Genomic DNA, 16,840 nt, shown 5'->3' with positions numbered 1-16,840 from the left:
TCGAGGTGGCGGCTACCTCGGCCAGAGTACGCTGAGCGCCGAGGGGAGCACCTCGATTGACATCTCGGCTGCGCCCACTTGTTCGCCGTCGAGTTGGATGGGGTAGGTCGGGCTCGGAAATACGAGGTCGACGCGTTTTGCACGCTGCAGATGCACATGCGGGTTGTGCGTGTGCCCGCCGTTTTTAGCCGAGAGGAAGACGGGCAATGCCACCGCGCGCGGCACCGGGCCGGTGGCGTAACACACATCGAGCAATCCATCGCAGGGGTCCGCCTGCGGGCAGATGCGAAAGCCAGAGCCGTAGGTCGGGCCGTTTTGAATCGCGAATATGATCGCGCGAACGCGCTTCTCGGCGCCGCCGTCGAAGCGGACATGAGCGGGGAAGTCGCGGTAGTCGCGTCCGAATGCCTTTAGGCCGCTTGCCAGGTAGAGTGGGGCGCCGGTCAGGCCCGTGATTATGCGCATGGCGTGCGTGTCGATGGCAATGGCGGCGTCGAGGCCGAACGAGATGGTCTGCACCGCGTATTCCGTCCATGTGCGGGTCGTTCCGCCGGTATGGGAGCGGCAGGTGATTTCGAGTACGTCGATGGGCGCCGCCGAGCTCGTCAAAAGCGGGGAGAAATCCGTGCCCGAGACATCCGTGACATCGGTGAGGCCAAGCGTCCGTGCGAAATCGTTGCCCGAGCCCACGGGAATCACGCCGAGGGTGGGGCGCCTGCCCTCCTCGATGCGCATGAGACCGCAGGCGACCTCGTGCACCACGCCGTCGCCGCCGAGCGCTATGACGGTGTCGTATTCCGCCGCACCGGCCGCGATCTCGGTCGCATGGCGCGGGCGCTCGGTCTGCGCGATGTCGAAGGCCTCGCGGTGGCAGTACATGGTGAGGAATCGCTTGAGGCGCTCGGCCGCTCCCGCTGCGGCACCGCTTTGCGCCGCGGGATTCACCACGATCAGCACTCGCCCGAGGGCGTCCATGCGGTTCACGTTCACTCGTCCATCAGCTCCTCGAGTTCGCGGCGATGGCGCTCGAGGGCACCTTCGACGGTAAGGGCGGCGTCGTCTTTGAGCCCCCTTCGCTTGGGGGTCACGATGCGCTGTGCCGGGTACACGGCCGCGTGCCCCGCCACGAGATAGCTCACAAAGCCGACGATGACAAAATACCCAGCTGCCTGAGCGCCAAACATATCGATTCCGAGCATGATGGTGGTGATGGGCACGTTGAGGGCCGCGCCGAACACGCCGACCATCCCGAGCGCCGCCACGAGGCTCGGATCGCCCATGGTGACCTGGCCGATCCATCCGCCCAGGGATGCGCCGATGCCGAACAGCGGCGTGACCTCGCCGCCCTGCAGGCCCGCGCCAACGGTGAGCGCGGTCATGCCGAGCTTGGCGACTGGATCGACGAGGGTGGTCTCGCCTCGGAAGGCTGCTCCGACCATCCATTCGGACAGGCCGGCGTAGGGGGCCATGCCGAGGCACAAGAACAGCACGGCGATCACGATGCCGCCGGTCGCGGCGGCCGCCAGGTAGTTGGTGAAGAGGCGTGCGTACAGGCGCTTGACCGTGCGGATGCAGAGGGTGAACAGTCGGGCCACCAGGCCGAACACCACGGCGGCGGCGATGACGATGGCGATGGTGCGCGCGTCCATCGCCGGAACGCGTGCGATGGATTGGAAGACGAAGTGACTTCCCAGCGCGCGGCTCACGGCGTTGCCGACGAACGATCCGGTCAGGCAGTAGAGCGCGGCGCTGTAGTCGATCTTGCCCACGAAGCACATTTCCATGCCAAAGAACGCGCCGGCAAGCGGGGTGCCGAACGCCGCGCCGAACGCCGCGGAGATGCCGGCCATCATGAGGTCGCGTCGATCGTGGCCCTCTACGTGGAACAGGCTCGCCACATTGCTCGCGATGGTGCCGCCCATCTGCACCGCGGCTCCCTCGCGTCCGGCCGAGCCGCCGGCCAGATGCGTTGCGGTGGAGCACAGGAAGGTGAGCGGGGCCATGCGAACGTGGATCGGCGTGCCGGTGATGGTGCTGTCGATGACGAGGTTGTTGCCGCGCTGCGCGCGCAGGCCGTGGTTGCGGTAGAGCCAGGCTGTCGCGACGTTTACGATCGGGAGCAGGGCGAACAGCCATACGTGGGCTTCGCGCGTTGTGGTGGCCATGTCGAGGGCGGCGAGGAACGCCCAGCCCGCGACGCCCATGAGGGCAGAGGTGAGGATGCTGAGCACCAACACGCGCGCGCTCGCACAGGCATTGCCCGCGCCCCGACGCGCTTGCGCGCCCGCGCCGCGGGCACCGCGCTTGAGCTCTTTCTGAGCCGTTTCGAGCATGCGCCTGGGCATGACGCCTCCCTTGGATCTCGTTTCCGTCAAATGCGTCCAGTATACGCCCCTTGGCCGTCGGGGCTTTGCGTGGGTGGGCGTCTTGTCCATAGGCAAACGGCGGTCCATACACTATTCTCTATTGAGAATATACAGGCGCGCATATCACGTCGGATGAACGACGATGGATGGCGCGTCAAAACGAGGGAAGGGGCGAGGTATGGCTCGCGGAAAGAATCCCGATGCGAACATGATCCCAGTCGAGGAGGCGCGCCGCATCGTGCTCGGATGCATGCGCTCCACCGAGGTGCGCGAGGTGCCGGCGTGGCAGGCCGCGGGATTGCCGCTGGCGGCCGACATCGAGACCGACATCGATCTGGCGCCCTTCGCCAACAGCGCCATGGACGGCTATGCCCTGCATGCCGCCGACCTCGCCGCCGCCACGGCCGACGGCCCCGTCGTGCTCGACGTCGTGGGTCACGAGGCGGCCGGCCATGTCTTCGAGGGCGAGGTCGGCCACGGTCAGACCGTGCGCATCATGACGGGCGCGCCGGTACCGGAGGGCCTGGACGCCGTGGTGAAGTACGAGGTCGTCGAGGTGCTCGAGGGCGACGGCAACGAGGGCTCGCGCGTGTCGTTTACCGCGCCGGCAAAGCCCGGTGAGAATATCCGCGCCGCAGGTCTCGAGGCCCGTGCGGGCGATGTGGTCATGGCCGCCGGCGAGGTCGTGACGCCGGCGGGCGCGGGCCTACTTGCCAATGCCGGCCATGCGTTCGTGCCGGTGCATCGCGCCCCGCGCGTGGGCATCATCTCGCTCGGCACCGAGCTCGTCGATGCCGGTGCGGTTCCCGCGCGCGGCCAGATCCGAGATGTCAACGGGCCCGCGCTCATGGCGTCGGCCCGCGAGGCGGGCGCAGAGCCCGTGTTCTACGGCATCGCGCCCGACGACGAGGAGCGTATCTGCGAGCTCGTCCGTCGCGCGGCGTCTGAGTGCGATGTCGTGGTGACGTCCGGCGGCGCGTCCGCCGGCGATTACGACTATGTGACGGCGCTCATCGAGCGCGAAGGCGAGGTCCTCTTCGATCGTGTCTCCATCAAGCCGGGCAAAGCCGTGACCTTTGGCTTGCTGGGCGAGATGCCGTTTTTCGGCCTCTCGGGCAACCCCGCCGGCGCGTTCGTGGGCTTTGAGTTGTTCGTGCGCCCGGCGCTGCGCAAGATGATGGGGCATACGGAGCTCGAGCGTCCCGTTCAGGAGGCTCGCGCCACCCATGGCATCAAGAAGCGCCCGGGCCGCGCCGCGTACAACCGTGCGCGCGTGGAGCGAGCCGGTGCCGATGGCGAGCTCGAGGTGATGCAGGCACCCACGCAAAACTCCGCCTTGCTCGTGGACCTGCATCGGGGCAACTGCCTGGTCATGCTCGACGAGGATGCCGGTCGCGTTGACGCGGGGGAGACCGTTGCGGTCTTGCGCTACGACGTGCCCGAGGGCACGGTTCTGTAGTCCGTCTGCCTCGTGCGCCCCGGGCGGGCTCCGTTCTTCGAAAAGGGCGACGCCTGCCTGTCTCTCATGTTCCAAACGACGCGCTCGACGGGGACGTCGGCGCCGAAGGGGGTTTCCATGGATATCAAGTTCGCGATCGTGACCTGCTCTGATACGCGCACCATCGAGCAGGATGAGGCCGGCTCCGCGCTTGTCGGGCTCATCGAGGGTGCGGGCTGGCACGTCGTCTCTCACGTCGTGGCTTGTGATGATGCGCGCGACATCTCGGACGCCATCCGCGCCGCGACCGATGAGCTCGGTGCGGATATCGTCCTGACCTGCGGCGGTACGGGCCTGTCTGCCCGCGATGTGACGCCCGAGGCCACGGCCGTGGTCTGCGAGCGTGACGTGCCCGGCATCGCCGAGGCGATCCGCGCGTATTCGCTTGCAAAGACCCGTCGTGCCATGCTCTCGCGCGCTCGTTGCATGCAGCGCCTGGTGCGCGGCTCGGATGGATCGTTCACCGGCCGCCTGGCGCTCGTCATCAATTTCCCGGGCTCCACCAAGGCCGCGCGGGAATGTTGGGAGGCCGTGTCCGACCAACTCGAGCACGCCATGAAGATGGCGGCCGGTGGCGGGCATTAATACATTATTCTCAGTAGAGTATTATTCTCGAACGAATATAATATAATCGACTCGAGGGGGGCGGCCCGGCTGCCCCCCCTTCTTTCATGACCGGGTCCGATTGGGGTTGCGCTCACGTGGATATCCCATTTGTTCCATTTAGGGACAGGTACAAATTGAGACGGTTGTAGGAGGACCGCAAAGATGGAAAAGACGCTCAACACGCCCGCCCGCGCTGTGTCGCGCCGCTCGCTCGTCGCGTTCGGCCTCACCGCCCTGTTCGCCGGCACGCTCGCCGGCTGCGGCGCCAAGCCCGCCGATACCGCCGGGTCCACTCCCGCCAAGGCCGTCGAGCTGCAGATCTTCGCAGCCAATTCCCTCGAGAAGGCCATGCCCGCGGTCCAGGCCCTCTACACCGAGAAGACCGGCGTGACCTTTGCCGACACCCAGTTCAAGGCATCTGGCGATCTCATCGAGCAGATACGTGCCGGCGCCCAGGTCGACGCCCTGATCACCGCCTCAAAGGGCACCATGGATGACGCCGTCGCGGGCGGGCTCGTCGACGAGGCCACGCGCCTGGACATGTTCGTGAACGATCTGGTGGTCGTGAAGGCGGAGGGTTCCGACGCCGAGATCGCCTCGCTCGAGGATGTGAAGAACATCGAGGGCAAGGTCGCCATCGGCGACGCCGTGACCGTCCCGGCCGGCAAGTACGCCAACCAGGCCCTGAACACCATCGGCCTGTATACCGGCGCCGCAGGTGACGACGGCGTGTACGCGCCCGAGTTCGCCGACCGCGTCGCCCTGGCCGACAAGGTGGGCACCGCCGCCAAGTACGTTTCCACCGGCGATGCGACCATCGGCTTTGTCTACAGCTCTGACATCTTTCGCTACGACGGCATCGAGCAGGCTTTTGTCTGCCCTGAGGATTCCCATAAGCCCATCGTCTACCCCGGTGCCGTTGCCGCCTCGAGCGAGCATGCTAAAGCAGCGGCCGACTTCCTCGACTTCTGCATGAACGATGCCGAGGCTCAGAAGGTTTGGGCCAAGTACGGCTTCGAGCTGTTTGCGTAAGTGCTTCCCCGCGCGCCTCTGGCATACTGATGCCGGGGGCGCGTGTTATGCGTAGGTTCGAGGGCGGTCCCGGTGACCGCCCTTATTCATGTCGAGGGTAGGAGCGTGCCATATGGGCATGGGCCGAGATAGTTGGGATCTTTGCGGGGGTTGCGCAGGCGGCATCGTGCGACGGGTCGGCGCGCTTCGGCGATTCGTCGGCGGCCGCGCGGCGCGTTCATGGGTTTTGGCCCTTGTCGTGATCGTATCGTGCGTGTTGATGGTCGCTGCCGCTGCAATGCCGGTCTCCGCCATGGCCGTCCCGACGGTACTCGAGGCTCCCGAACAACAGACTGTGGAGATCCTCGCAGATGACTCCGCTCGAGTGGATGGCGCCTCGTTTGGCATCATCGGATTTGAGCGCCTCGCCAAAGGCACGGCCCGTGCGTCCGAGGGTGCGCCCGAAGGCTATCGACTTCCAATCTCGGATTCTGCCGGCTTGGTGGTTGTCCGCGCGCCCGGTGAGGTACTCTTGCACGTCGATCGCGAGGTCGCGGCAATGTTCGATCTGGATGACCCGAGCGGCGCGGGCCTATCCGCCTTGTGGTCGATGGTCTGCGCGCTCGACGAGGCCGGCAGCATGGGCGGCGCCCTGCTCTCGGAGGGAGAAGTGCCTCTCAGGCTCGCGACTGATTCCGAGTGCGTGTTCGGTGCCTTTCGGTATCGCTTCGATGCGCGTGGCGATGACGGCGCACGCTATGTGACTGTGACATTGGCGAATGCCGAGGAGGGCGAGGCCGGTCTGGATGCGGCGCGTGCCGCCGGCGTCGACCTGGGCGACGGCGTGTTGTGGTGCGATTTCGCCCAGGTTGTCGATGCGGGAAACATGGTCGCCAAAGACGATCCGGGCGTTGTCGGAGAGGCCCTCGCCTTCTTCTCGTCCATCGATTACCGCCCATTTTGGGTATCGCTCAAGACCAGCGGCCTGGCGCTGGCCATCTCCTTTGCGTTGGGGTTGTTCGCCGCATGGCGCGTCATGGGCACGTCGAGTCGTCTCAAGGGCGTCCTCGATTCGGTGTTCACCATTCCCATGGTGCTGCCCCCCACGGTCTGCGGCTTTTTGCTGCTCATGCTGTTCGGGCAATCCACGGCCGTGGGCCGCTGGCTCATAGCGCACGGCATCACGATCGTCTTCACGTGGGAGGCGGCGGTCATCTCGGCCATCGTGGTGAGCTTCCCGCTCGTGTACCGCACGGCTCTCGGCGCATTCGAGTCGCTCGACGGGCGCATGATCGACGCCGCCCGCACGCTCGGCTGGTCTGAGGTGCGAATCTTTTGCAGGCTCATGATGCCGCTTGCCTGGCCCTCCATCGCGGCCGGAACCGTGCTCGCCTTCGCTCGAGCTATGGGCGAGTTTGGCTGTACGCTGTTTTTCGCCGGCAACTACGCGGGCATCACCCAGACGATTCCCATCGCGATCTACTTCGAATGGATGGGCGGCAATACCGCCGTTGCCCTGTTCTGGGTGATGGTCGTGATCGCGTTCAGCTTCCTGGTGGTCTGGGGCATCAACGCATATACCGCGCGCCATCAGGGGTACCGCGACGGTGCGCATGTAGGGGTCGTCGCACGCGGGGGAGTGAGAGAGAAGACGCGCGGTCATGCCCTCGCTCGTTCGTCGGCGGGCGCGGCGGCGGATGCCGGCGGGTCCCGCGCGGCGGCTATCACGAGTTTCGATGCGGACATGGTCGTCGACGATTTGGAATCGACGGGCGGAGATGCGGCTGCCATCGACCTGTCCGCTCTGCGCGAGCTATTTGAGGACGGTGCGGCATGAGCCTGAGCATGGCGATTAAGAAACGGTACCCGGGTTTTACGCTCGACGTCGCCCTTGAGGTGGGGGAGGAGCGCGTGGCCCTACTCGGGGCATCCGGGTGCGGCAAGAGCCTCACGCTGCGCTGCATCGCCGGCGTGGAGACCCCGGACGAGGGCCGCATCGTGGTGAACGGCGTGACCTTCTTCGATTCCGAGGCGGGGGTGAACCTCTCGCCGCAGGAGCGCAAGACGGCCTTGCTGTTCCAGAATTACCAGCTGTTCCCGCATATGACGGTGCTTGAGAACGTATGCGCCGGTATGGCGGGGCCGCGACTCGGACTGGGCGGCCGCATGGACGGGGAGGCTGCGAGGCGCGAGTCTCGGGCACTACGGTTCCTCGAGATTTTCGGCGTCTCCACCTTTGCGGATCGGTTCCCCACACAGCTCTCCGGCGGCCAGCAGCAGCGCGTCGCGCTTGCCCGCATGCTTGCCGCTCGTCCGGGGATCCTCATGTTCGACGAGCCGTTCTCGGCGTTGGACTCATATCTCAAGAGCGCGCTCGAGCAAAACCTGCTCGACGTGTTCTCCGTGGTGGACCGTACGGTGCTCTACGTGAGTCACGATATCGACGAGGCGTGCCGCCTATGCGATCGCATCTGCGTGATGCATAACGGCCGCGTGGAGGAGAGCGGGACGGCAGGGGAGTTGATCGCGCGTCCGCAAACGCTGGCAGGCATGAGGCTTACGGGGTGCAAGAACACCTCGCGGGCCCGCAAGGTGTCTGACACGGTGGTCGAGGCGCTTGATTGGGGCATGACGTTCGACATGGGCCGCGAGGTCCCCGATGACGTGGCCTACCTCGGCGTCCGTGCCCGGCATATTCACCGCGACCGTGCTCGTGCGGCAGGTGAGCTCGGGCGCAACAGCTTCGATCTGCACGTGGCGCGTGTGAGCGATGCACGATTCGAGCGGCTGGTGCTTCTTGAGCCGCCACTCGGGGGGTCGCGGTCCCGCATCCAATGGAAGGTCGACATCCTCGATGCGCCCACGGGTTCTCTGCCCGAGGCGGGCGAGACGCTTCGTCTGCACTTCGATGCGAGCAGGCTGCTCTTGGTGAATCGATGACGCCTCCGGCGTCCTTTTGCGTTTCTCAAATTGTATAACACCCCATATGACCTGCGCTAGGCTACACCTGTAACCGCTTATCGGCGGGCTGGCGCCGTTTGCCTAAAACAAATGCCAACTTAACGACTATGAAAATAAGTTAATGACGTTGTGTCGACCGAGTGTTTCGCGGCCGAAGGGCCGCGGCTTGGAGGATTGCATGGTCAAGGAACGTCGAATCGCCCTTGCGGCTTTGACTGCGGGGACGGCGCTCGCGCTGTCGTGGACACCTGCGCTGGCGATCGCCGCCGAGGTGGATGGACCCGTGGCGGCTGTCGAGCGCGTGGGTTCAACCGCGAACCTGCCCAAGACGAATGAGTTTCACAAGGTGACGAAGGGAATTGAATCGGGTCAGACGTACACGCTCGTCTCCTCCGATGCCCCTGTCGGCCAAAAACAGCGCATCTTGCACCTGACCGCTGGCAACCCAAAACTCGATCGTTGCCAGGTCGGGAGTGCCGCCGACAAGCTGACGCCGGTCGACTGCACGATTGGCGGGCATGCGGGCAAGCATGAGCATGAGTGGACGGTCTCTGCAGTAGAGGGCGGCTATACGATCAAGTCGAATGCCGAGGATGTCTACCTCAACCTGACCGAGCGCGGGGGAGAGGCGCGTGCGACTCCCCAGGTGCTTTCCATCGCTCCTGGCGAGCATGGCGGATACGTTGTGAGCGCGCAGGTCGAGGGAGCGACTCGGTACCTCATGCATAACGACCGCGGTTGGACCTCTGCAGATAAGCCGTATGAAGTGCTGTTCTATCAGCGCGTCGAGGTGCTGCCGGAGGTTGTGCCGAACCGCAAGCTGACCACGGGAACCACCCAAGATCGCCCCTTTGCTCCCAATACGGGCGGAAGCAAGAACTTCCGCATCCCGTCCCTCATCACGCACAAGGACGGCAGCCTGCTCGCTGCCATCGACGCTCGCTGGAACCATGTGGGCGATGCCGCCGGTTTGGACACCATCTTCAGCCGCTCGACGGACGGCGGAAAGACCTGGTCCTTCAACTTCCCCAACTATTTCCCCGACTCCGTCGACGCCTTTAGCAACGAGGCGACCGCGTTCATCGACCCGGTGATGGCCCAGAAGGGCGATACGACCTACATGATGGTCGACCTATGGCCCGGCGGCGTCGCGCTCAACACGGCAAAGCACCAAGACCCCGTCAACGGCAGCGGATACGTTCAGATCGACGGGCGCCAGCGCCTCGTGCTCTTTGCTTCGCCGGTGCCGAGCGAGCAGCGCAAGGTGGGTGCCGAGCAGGGCGAGGGATATACGCACTATGTGGGCGATTTCGCCGCCGACGGTCTCGCGCCCGTCTACCGGAAGAATGGGGGCGCGGTCGAGCGGTATGTCGACCGGCACTACTACCTCTATGATCAGAATAAAGACCCGCTCTATTGCCAGCAGCTTGGCAGCTCCGCCTTCGTGCAGCAAAACGTGTTTTTCTACAAGGCGGAACTCCACGTGATGGCGACGTCGTACCTGTGGCTCATCAGCTCGAATGACGCAGGGGCGACGTGGACCGATCCGCTCATGCTGAACGAGCAGGTTCGCACCAATCTGCCCGGCGGCAACGCGGCGTTTTACGGCGTGGGGCCGGGTCGCGGCCTGGTGACGTCGGGCGGCCGCATCGTGCTCCCGTGCTATACCTTCATCCGCGGCAAGGGTGATGGCAATGCCAGCGTCATCTATTCCGACGACGGCGTTACCTGGAAGCGCAGCACCTCCCTGCAGTGCCAGACATCGGAGTCGACGGTTGTCGAAGTCGACGGCGTCCTTTATCTGTTCGCGCGCCACGGCTGGTATGCGGTTTCGCACGACGGCGGTGCCACGTGGGAAGAGGAGAGGAGCCTGCGCGATTCCGGCATAGACGTCTACACCGGCTGCCAGATCAGCGCGCTCAAGTATTCCAAGCTCATCGATGGCAAGCCGGCGATTCTGCTCTCGTGTCCCACGGGGAGCAGTCGCGCAAACGGCAAGGTATACGTCGGCCTCGTCGGTGAAGACGGCAGCATCGAATGGAAATACAGTCATGAAGTGCCCGGCGCCAAGGGGCGGTTCGCCTACTCCTGTCTGACCGAGCGAACGGACGGTTCCGTCGATCTGCTCTGGGAAGGCGAGGGCGACGCCTCGAACTTCACGCACTTCGACATGGCCCAAATCGCTCCGGGTGCGGAGGTTTCCAACAAGCGTGCGGTCTCAGTCCCGCTGTACGGGTCGGTCAAGATGAAGGTCGCCGCTTCGTTCTCCGGCTTTGGGGGCGTTGACGGTTCCATCGCCAAGATCAAGCTCGACAAAAACGATGACGGTACGGCGACGTTGACGATCGAAGGCCTCAAGGAGGGGGAAGTTACCTTCACCGATGCGGCTTCGGGCATCGAGTACGTGGTCACGGTCGCCCCCTCTGCGCTGGAGGAAGTGAAGGTCGAGCAGGGAAAGGAAGTGTTCATCCCTGTATCCGCCGGCACGATCGAGCGCAAGCCCGATGTCTCGGTGGCGCGAGTCGAGATGACTCAGGCTCCCTTTGTCGAGGTTTGGGGCGAGTCGGCGGCGGCTCTGGGTTCGGATCCTTCCTTTGCCGAGGGCGTGGCGCGCCTGAGCTCGGCGCTTTACACGTTCGAGAAGACAGATGATGCATGGGCCATCTCCGGGAAGACGGCTGCCGGTGAGCGGGTGTACCTGAACCTGTCCGGTGGCAAGATGCTGAGCCCCAACAAGGCTCAATCTCATCCCATCGAGCTCAAATCGAATGATGACGGTACGTTCAAGCTATACGACCGCGGTCAGCTCGACGACAAAGTGAGTGGAGCTCATCTGCATTTTTGGCGCGATGGAAAGGCGAAGTTCGACCGCTGTCGTAACTCCTGTGGAGCCGGTGATGCATTTGAGCTGTGGAAGCTCGCCGGGGAAGCGCGGGGTGCGTCCGAAATCCCCGGGTACGAGCGCGTCGCCTCCGCTTCGGAGCTTGAGGACGGAGAGAGCTACCTGATCGTCGCAAAGGTGGGGGACGCTCGCTACGTTTTGAATCCCGCACGCGAGGGGGCGGGAGAGTACGCCCATGTCGCCAAGGTCGACCCCGATCGCGTCCAGTACCGACTCAAGGTCACGGCCGTGGGTCCCGGAACGACGGATGTCCTGGTGGGTGGCACTGTCCATCGCATCACGGTCTCCGGTGACCCCACCCCTGAATTCCCTGAGGGCCCAGGCCAGGGAAATGAACAGGGTAATGGGCAATTGGATCCAGAGGACCAGGAGCAGGGCTCCGGTCAGGGCCAGGTTGGCGGTCAGGGTCATGACGGCGGGCAGCATGGCGGGTCCCACAGCGCCTCCGCAAAGCCCGGCTCCGGGCTTCCCCAGACCGGCGACCCCGCGGTTATGGTCGCTGGCGTGTCCGCCCTTGGTGCGCTGATCGGCGGTCTTGGCCTCAGGTTCCGCAAGCGCTAGTGACAGGGCCGGGTTCGAAAACGGTGCCATTTGATGGAAAAGGGCCCGGCACCACAACGGTGCCGGGCCCATAACGTTCCTGGAGCGGGCGACGGGAGTCGAACCCGCCTCATCAGCTTGGAAGGCTGAGGTTCTACCGATGAACTACGCCCGCATGTATGGTCGGGACGACAGGATTTGAACCTGCGACATCCTGCTCCCAAAGCAGGCGCGCTACCAAACTGCGCCACGTCCCGAAGGTGCTGAGCAGCTGGGGTACCAAGACCCTGCTTATCCCAAGGCGTTAGCGATTATAGAGTACCCGCGCGACTTCGGCAACGGTTGCCGACAATTGAGCACATGACGTTTCGAAACCACTACGAAACCTAGAGCCCTTCTCCCTAATCGCTTTATGCCGCCGTAGTACCATATGCAGCGCAAGAGAATTCCCACTTCTGAGGAGCACTATCATGACCTATACCGATAGGGTCATCGCCCAGCTGCACGAGCGCTACGCCGATCAGCCCGAGTTCATCCAGGCCGCCGACGAGGTCCTGACCTCGATCGCCCCGGCTGTCAACGACAATCCCGCCTATGAGGCCGCCGGTCTGCTCGAGCGCCTCGTGGAGCCCGAGCGCGTGATCATGTTCCGCGTCCCCTGGATCGACGACGAGGGCAAGTGCCAGGTCAACCGCGGTTTCCGCGTGGAGTACAGCTCCGCCATCGGCCCGTACAAGGGCGGCCTGCGCTTCAACCCCACTGTCACCCTCGGCATGCTCAAATTCCTTGGTTTCGAGCAGATCTTCAAGAACGCACTCACCACGCTGCCTATGGGCGGCGGCAAGGGCGGCTCGGACTTCGACCCCAAGGGCAAGTCCAACAACGAGATCATGCGCTTCTGCCAGTCCTTCATGACCGAGCTCTACCGCCACATCGGCCCCAACACCGATGTCCCGGCTGGCGACCTGGGCGTGGGAGGCCGTGAGGTCGCGTACATGTTCGGTCAGTACAAGCGTCTCAAGAACGAGTGGACCGGCGTGCTCACCGGCAAGGGCCTCTCCTTCGGCGGTTCGCTCGCCCGCACCGAGGCGACCGGCTACGGCCTCGTCTATTTCGTGGATGAGTATCTCAAGTGCCACAACGACTCCTTCGAGGGCAAGACCGTCGTGGTGCACGGCTCCGGTAACGTGGCGATCTATGCCGTCCAGAAGGCGACCCAGCTCGGCGGCAAGGTCATCGCCGCTTCCGACACCAAGGGCTGGATCGAGGATCCCGAGGGCATCGATTACAAGGTTCTTGAGGACATCTACAACAAGAAGCGCTCCGGCAACGACCGCGGTGTGAGCCTCGCCCTGTATGTCGACGCCCGTCCCAATGCCGTGTGGCATGCCGAGGACGGCCGCGGTGTCTGGCAGCTTCCCTGCGATATCGCACTGCCCTGCGCGCGTGAGAACACCCTTCTGCTCGAGGACGCCCAGGCGCTCGTGGCGAACGGCTGCAAGGTGGTAGGAGAGGGCGCCAACATGCCCACGACCACCGAAGCCACCAACTACCTCATCGAGAACGGCGTCGCGTTCATGCCCGGCAAGGCGGCCAACGCCGGCGGCGTGGCGACCTCCGGTCTGGAGATGAGCCAGAACGCCGAGCACCTGTCCTGGAGCTTCGAAGAGGTTGACGCCAAGCTCGAGGGCATCATGCGCGGCATCTATCATGCCTGCGACAATGCGGCCACCGAGTACGGCTATGAGGGCAACTACATGGTCGGCGCCAACATCGCCGGCTTCAAAAAGGTCGCCGACGCCATGATGGCCCAGGGCATCGTGTAGTCATTTTTAGTTGATTTAACCTTTTGGTTCTCCCGCCGATGGAGCGTTTGTCTCATCGGCGGGAGTTTGCGTCAAATGTCGGTTTTTGTGGGTGGCCGGGGTTCACACGCCTTTGCCCCCCTTGGTCGCTTGAGCGCGCGTCTGCGGACCTGGTTCGTACTGTCAAATTCGACAGATGTGTGACCGATGCCTAGCGAAGGGCGCTGCTTGCCATCTTATTGCCGCCAATTTAGAAGATATTCTGGGTATTGGTGCGCCAAAGTTGGATGTCAGAGCTTCGAACGTTCAAGTTTTTGGCTTGGCGGCTCTAAACTCGACATCCGATGGTTACACTTTGGTCGAATTTGGCAATCGAGGCCTCTAACCGCGGTCTTTTCGGCGCTGATTTAATTCAGGCCAAAGGCTTTTCTAAGCCCGTTGAGTAATTGCAGGTGTTTTTGTTGATAACACTTTGCCCTGGGCCTGAAAAATCTTCCCGACCTTCGGTAGATCATACGCGCAATAGCCTCGAGCGCGTTCGGGTCTCTCAGCTGGTCGCTGTTGAGCCGGTATACGTCGATGCCCATCGACATAAGTCCGAGTGTCCGGGCTTCGTCACGGCGCCTGATCGTTGCGTCGTCGTGGTATGAGCCGTTGTATTCCAAGATCGTATTGAACCGGGGCAGATACGCATCCGCGATAACGTAGGGCAGGCCCGAGAGTGCGTGCGCCGTTTCGTCCATTGCGATCTTACGATTGGTTTCGACGGGCCTGCAGTTGAGTCCGCCGTATTCATGTGGGAGCGCGAAAACGCAGTTCATAATTGCTTCCATTGGCGAGCGGCTTCCCCCGACCGCGTATTTCACTGCCGTTTCTGCCGCCTTTCGGCCGCGCATGCGCGTGGCTGCTGCATGAAAAGACCGGAGCTCTTCGAGGTCGAGGGCGGGAGCGCTCTCGTAGTAGCCGCACGGCTTATCAATGAAATCAAGACTGTCATCCAGCTCGTTGGTTCCGAGGGGCCGTTCAGGTAACGACCAATTGCCGGAGAGCTCTTCCATCAGGGCGAGAAGTCCTTCGAACGATGAGTCGCGGGCGAGGTCGAGCGTAAGTGCGGCGGGAGATAGGGCATACAGCTCTTTGGCTATGCGCATCAGCCCGCCCTCTCCAAGGTTTCCGATGCAATGGGCGATTACGGGAGGAGTTGCCGTGCGCTTTGCGATGCGTCCGACGGCAAGGTCGACCTGCTCGTTTTCAACAAGGACGCCGAGGCGCTCAAGATCTTCGAGATCGATGAGGCTGGACAGGCATGTTGCGCGCCTCATGGCATCGATTTGCTCGTTCAGCTCGACCGAGCCCCACGTGATCTGACTTGAAATACGTCTTTCGCGCCTCAGGGCGCGCAGGGCTGTAGCCCCCGACAACACGACGGTGTGCTTCGTTTGCTCCACAACAATCCCTCCCCGCACAACGGGCCTTCCGAGTGCCTTGCGACGGAGGGCAGAAGGAGCAAGGCGACAACAAGCTTGTTAATTTCATACTGTACCCATGCGGGAGCCGCTGTATGCGATGGATGTGCAGGGTCGGTGCGGCATTGTGTCCACTTTTATGCTCACGTACACGAAAACGGCCTTTTTGCTATTATGTTCGCCTGTGTGACCAGCTGCGGGCGTGGCGGAATTGGTAGACGCGCTGGATTTAGGTTCCAGTGGGCTTTCCCGTGAAGGTTCGAGTCCTTTCGCCCGCACCAGTCGCGCGCACACAAGGTATCAAGGGATCGGCACCCAAATCCTTGCCGAGTGTATTAGAGGAGGAACGTTGAACATCACTTCTGACGTGAAGGACGCCAAGCTCACCGCTACGGTCACCATCCCGGCCGCCGACGTCGACGCCATCATCAAGAAGGCCTACAAGGCTGCCGCCAAGCAGTATCGTTTCCCCGGCTTCCGCGCCGGCAAGGCCCCCCGTCCCGTGATCGATTCCGCCCTGGGCAAGGACGCCGTGCTCGCGCAGGCCACCAACGAGCTGATCGGCTCCAACGAGGGCAACGTCCTCAACGAGCTCGACATCGTCCCCGTCAAGGAGGGCGATTACCAGGAGATCGACCTGTGCGCCGATGGCACCGACTACACCTACACCGTCGAGTTCACCCTGCGCCCGTCCGCTGAGCTCTCCTCCTACGACGCCGTCGAGATCGAGATGCCCCCCGCGGAGGTCACCGAGGCCGAGATCGACCAGCAGGTCGACATGCTCATGGGTTACCACGCCACCTTCGAGGACGTCGAGCGCGCCGTCGAGGGTTCCGACTACGTGACCGTCGACATCAAGAACGTCGCGAACGCCGAGGCGCTCGCCGGCGAGGGCCGCGTCATCGCCATGGGCGCCGGTCACCTGCCCAAGGAGTTCGACGAGGGCCTGCTGGGCATGAACGTCGACGAGACCAAGACCATCTCCTGGACCCCCGAGGTCGAGGGTGCCGAGGAGGCTTCCGTCGAGGTCACCGTCAAGGGCGTCAAGGAGCGCAAGCTCCCCGAGCTCAACGATGAGTTCGCGAAGACCAACTTCGGCTTCGACGGCGTGGACGCCATGCGCGACGCTGTGAAGCTCGAGATCGAGTCTGACAAGTCCTCCCAGCTTCCCCAGCTCAAGGAGAACCGCTGCGTCGCCAAGCTCGCCGAGCGTCTCCAGCTCGACGAGATGGACGAGGATTACGAGCAGTCCGTCTTCCAGGAGCTCGGCCAGAACTTCCTGCAGAGCCTTTCCGCCCGCGGCATGAGCCTCGACGGCTGGCTGCAGGCCAACCGCATCAGCTCCGAGGACTTCATCGCCGACCTGCACCGTCAGGCCAACGACGTCGCCCGTGAGTCCCTCGCGCTGGACGCCCTCGCCCGTGAGCTCAAGGTCGAGGTCTCCGCTGAGGACGTCGACGGCGAGTTCGAGCGCGCCGGCATCGAGGACGTCGAGGCCTCCAAGGCCCAGTTCGTCGCCGATGGCCGCATGCCTGCCGTCCGCGACTCCATCCGTCGCTCCAAGGCCGTTGACTGGCTGGTCGAGAACGCGAAGGTGACCGAGGTCGACGAGGCCGCTCGCGCCGCCGAGGCCAAGGCCGAGTAGCCCTTAGGGTTCTCCATCACGTGATGCGGCGCATGCAAGT

Annotated in this window: 11 protein-coding genes and 3 tRNA genes; 9 read left to right on the top strand and 5 right to left on the bottom strand. The window is 63.7% G+C overall.

What is annotated here, in order from left to right; genetic code table 11:
* Positions 1-12: 12 nt before the first annotated feature.
* Together AOBCEHNH_RS04310 and AOBCEHNH_RS04305 are read right to left on the bottom strand one after the other, a co-directional pair.
* Positions 13-990 carry a diacylglycerol/lipid kinase family protein gene (locus AOBCEHNH_RS04310; RefSeq protein ID WP_226803246.1) on the bottom strand — a complete coding sequence of 326 codons (978 nt, stop codon included), beginning with the start codon at positions 988-990 and terminating at the stop codon, positions 13-15.
* Positions 987-2,345 carry a chloride channel protein gene (locus AOBCEHNH_RS04305; RefSeq protein WP_152063284.1) on the bottom strand — a complete coding sequence of 453 codons (1,359 nt, stop codon included), beginning with the start codon at positions 2,343-2,345 and terminating at the stop codon, positions 987-989. Before AOBCEHNH_RS04305 ends, AOBCEHNH_RS04310 begins: the two co-directional genes overlap by 4 nt.
* 199 nt (positions 2,346-2,544) lie before the next feature.
* Between AOBCEHNH_RS04305 and AOBCEHNH_RS04300 the strand changes: the two genes are divergently transcribed.
* The 6 genes from AOBCEHNH_RS04300 to AOBCEHNH_RS04275 all read left to right on the top strand — a co-directional run bounded on the left by AOBCEHNH_RS04300 (position 2,545) and on the right by AOBCEHNH_RS04275 (position 11,905).
* On the top strand, positions 2,545-3,825 hold the full coding sequence (locus AOBCEHNH_RS04300) for a molybdopterin molybdotransferase MoeA (RefSeq protein ID WP_152063283.1): 1,281 nt from the start codon (positions 2,545-2,547) through the stop codon (positions 3,823-3,825).
* 117 nt (positions 3,826-3,942) lie between these two features.
* Complete coding sequence (locus AOBCEHNH_RS04295) at positions 3,943-4,449, top strand: MogA/MoaB family molybdenum cofactor biosynthesis protein (RefSeq protein ID WP_118271305.1); 507 nt, start codon at positions 3,943-3,945, stop codon at positions 4,447-4,449.
* A gap of 183 nt (positions 4,450-4,632) precedes the next feature.
* The gene (gene modA / locus AOBCEHNH_RS04290; protein WP_152063282.1) at positions 4,633-5,502 is read left to right on the top strand and encodes a molybdate ABC transporter substrate-binding protein; all 870 of its coding nucleotides are present in this window, start codon (positions 4,633-4,635) and stop codon (positions 5,500-5,502) included.
* A 238-nt stretch (positions 5,503-5,740) separates the two neighbouring features.
* Positions 5,741-7,318, top strand: a complete 1,578-nt coding sequence (modB, locus tag AOBCEHNH_RS04285) for a molybdate ABC transporter permease subunit (RefSeq protein ID WP_226803244.1) — start codon at positions 5,741-5,743, stop codon at positions 7,316-7,318.
* Entirely contained in the window at positions 7,315-8,421 is a 1,107-nt protein-coding gene (locus AOBCEHNH_RS04280) for a sulfate/molybdate ABC transporter ATP-binding protein (RefSeq protein ID WP_006722431.1), read from the top strand. Before modB ends, AOBCEHNH_RS04280 begins: the two co-directional genes overlap by 4 nt.
* Positions 8,422-8,620: 199 nt before the next feature.
* On the top strand, positions 8,621-11,905 hold the full coding sequence (locus AOBCEHNH_RS04275; RefSeq protein ID WP_193221176.1) for a sialidase family protein: 3,285 nt from the start codon (positions 8,621-8,623) through the stop codon (positions 11,903-11,905).
* Between the two features lie 80 nt (positions 11,906-11,985).
* Here the strand turns inward: AOBCEHNH_RS04275 and AOBCEHNH_RS04270 are convergent.
* Positions 11,986-12,059 (bottom strand) — tRNA-Gly (locus tag AOBCEHNH_RS04270).
* A 5-nt stretch (positions 12,060-12,064) separates the two neighbouring features.
* Positions 12,065-12,141, bottom strand: a tRNA-Pro gene (locus AOBCEHNH_RS04265).
* A 213-nt stretch (positions 12,142-12,354) separates the two neighbouring features.
* Between AOBCEHNH_RS04265 and gdhA the strand changes: the two genes are divergently transcribed.
* Positions 12,355-13,710 (top strand): NADP-specific glutamate dehydrogenase, encoded by a 1,356-nt coding sequence (gene gdhA / locus AOBCEHNH_RS04260; RefSeq protein WP_006722433.1) that lies wholly within the window; start codon positions 12,355-12,357, stop codon positions 13,708-13,710.
* Positions 13,711-14,096: 386 nt separating this feature from the next.
* On the opposite strand, the gene AOBCEHNH_RS04255 is transcribed toward gdhA, so the two are convergent.
* Positions 14,097-15,137 carry a putative endonuclease domain-containing protein gene (locus tag AOBCEHNH_RS04255; protein WP_152063280.1) on the bottom strand — a complete coding sequence of 347 codons (1,041 nt, stop codon included), beginning with the start codon at positions 15,135-15,137 and terminating at the stop codon, positions 14,097-14,099.
* A gap of 214 nt (positions 15,138-15,351) precedes the next feature.
* Between AOBCEHNH_RS04255 and AOBCEHNH_RS04250 the strand changes: the two genes are divergently transcribed.
* Both AOBCEHNH_RS04250 and tig read left to right on the top strand, forming a co-directional pair.
* Positions 15,352-15,436 (top strand) — tRNA-Leu (locus AOBCEHNH_RS04250).
* Between the two features lie 68 nt (positions 15,437-15,504).
* Complete coding sequence (gene tig / locus AOBCEHNH_RS04245; protein ID WP_118103529.1) at positions 15,505-16,800, top strand: trigger factor; 1,296 nt, start codon at positions 15,505-15,507, stop codon at positions 16,798-16,800.
* Positions 16,801-16,840: the final 40 nt, after the last annotated feature.

The organism is Collinsella intestinalis, from assembly GCF_902501455.1.
GTDB classification, from domain to species: domain Bacteria; phylum Actinomycetota; class Coriobacteriia; order Coriobacteriales; family Coriobacteriaceae; genus Collinsella; species Collinsella intestinalis.
This window is presented reverse-complemented; position numbering and strand designations above follow the sequence as displayed.

What these genes read in the sequence shown, in the direction of transcription:
- AOBCEHNH_RS04305 (WP_152063284.1), bottom strand. Translation starts at nt 2,345, where the DNA reads ATGCCCAGGCGCATGCTCGAAACGGCTCAGAAAGAGCTCAAGCGCGGT.
- AOBCEHNH_RS04300 (WP_152063283.1), top strand. Translation starts at nt 2,545, where the DNA reads ATGGCTCGCGGAAAGAATCCCGATGCGAACATGATCCCAGTCGAGGAG.
- AOBCEHNH_RS04295 (WP_118271305.1), top strand. Translation starts at nt 3,943, where the DNA reads ATGGATATCAAGTTCGCGATCGTGACCTGCTCTGATACGCGCACCATC.
- modA (WP_152063282.1), top strand. Translation starts at nt 4,633, where the DNA reads ATGGAAAAGACGCTCAACACGCCCGCCCGCGCTGTGTCGCGCCGCTCG.
- AOBCEHNH_RS04280 (WP_006722431.1), top strand. Translation starts at nt 7,315, where the DNA reads ATGAGCCTGAGCATGGCGATTAAGAAACGGTACCCGGGTTTTACGCTC.
- AOBCEHNH_RS04275 (WP_193221176.1), top strand. Translation starts at nt 8,621, where the DNA reads ATGGTCAAGGAACGTCGAATCGCCCTTGCGGCTTTGACTGCGGGGACG.
- gdhA (WP_006722433.1), top strand. Translation starts at nt 12,355, where the DNA reads ATGACCTATACCGATAGGGTCATCGCCCAGCTGCACGAGCGCTACGCC.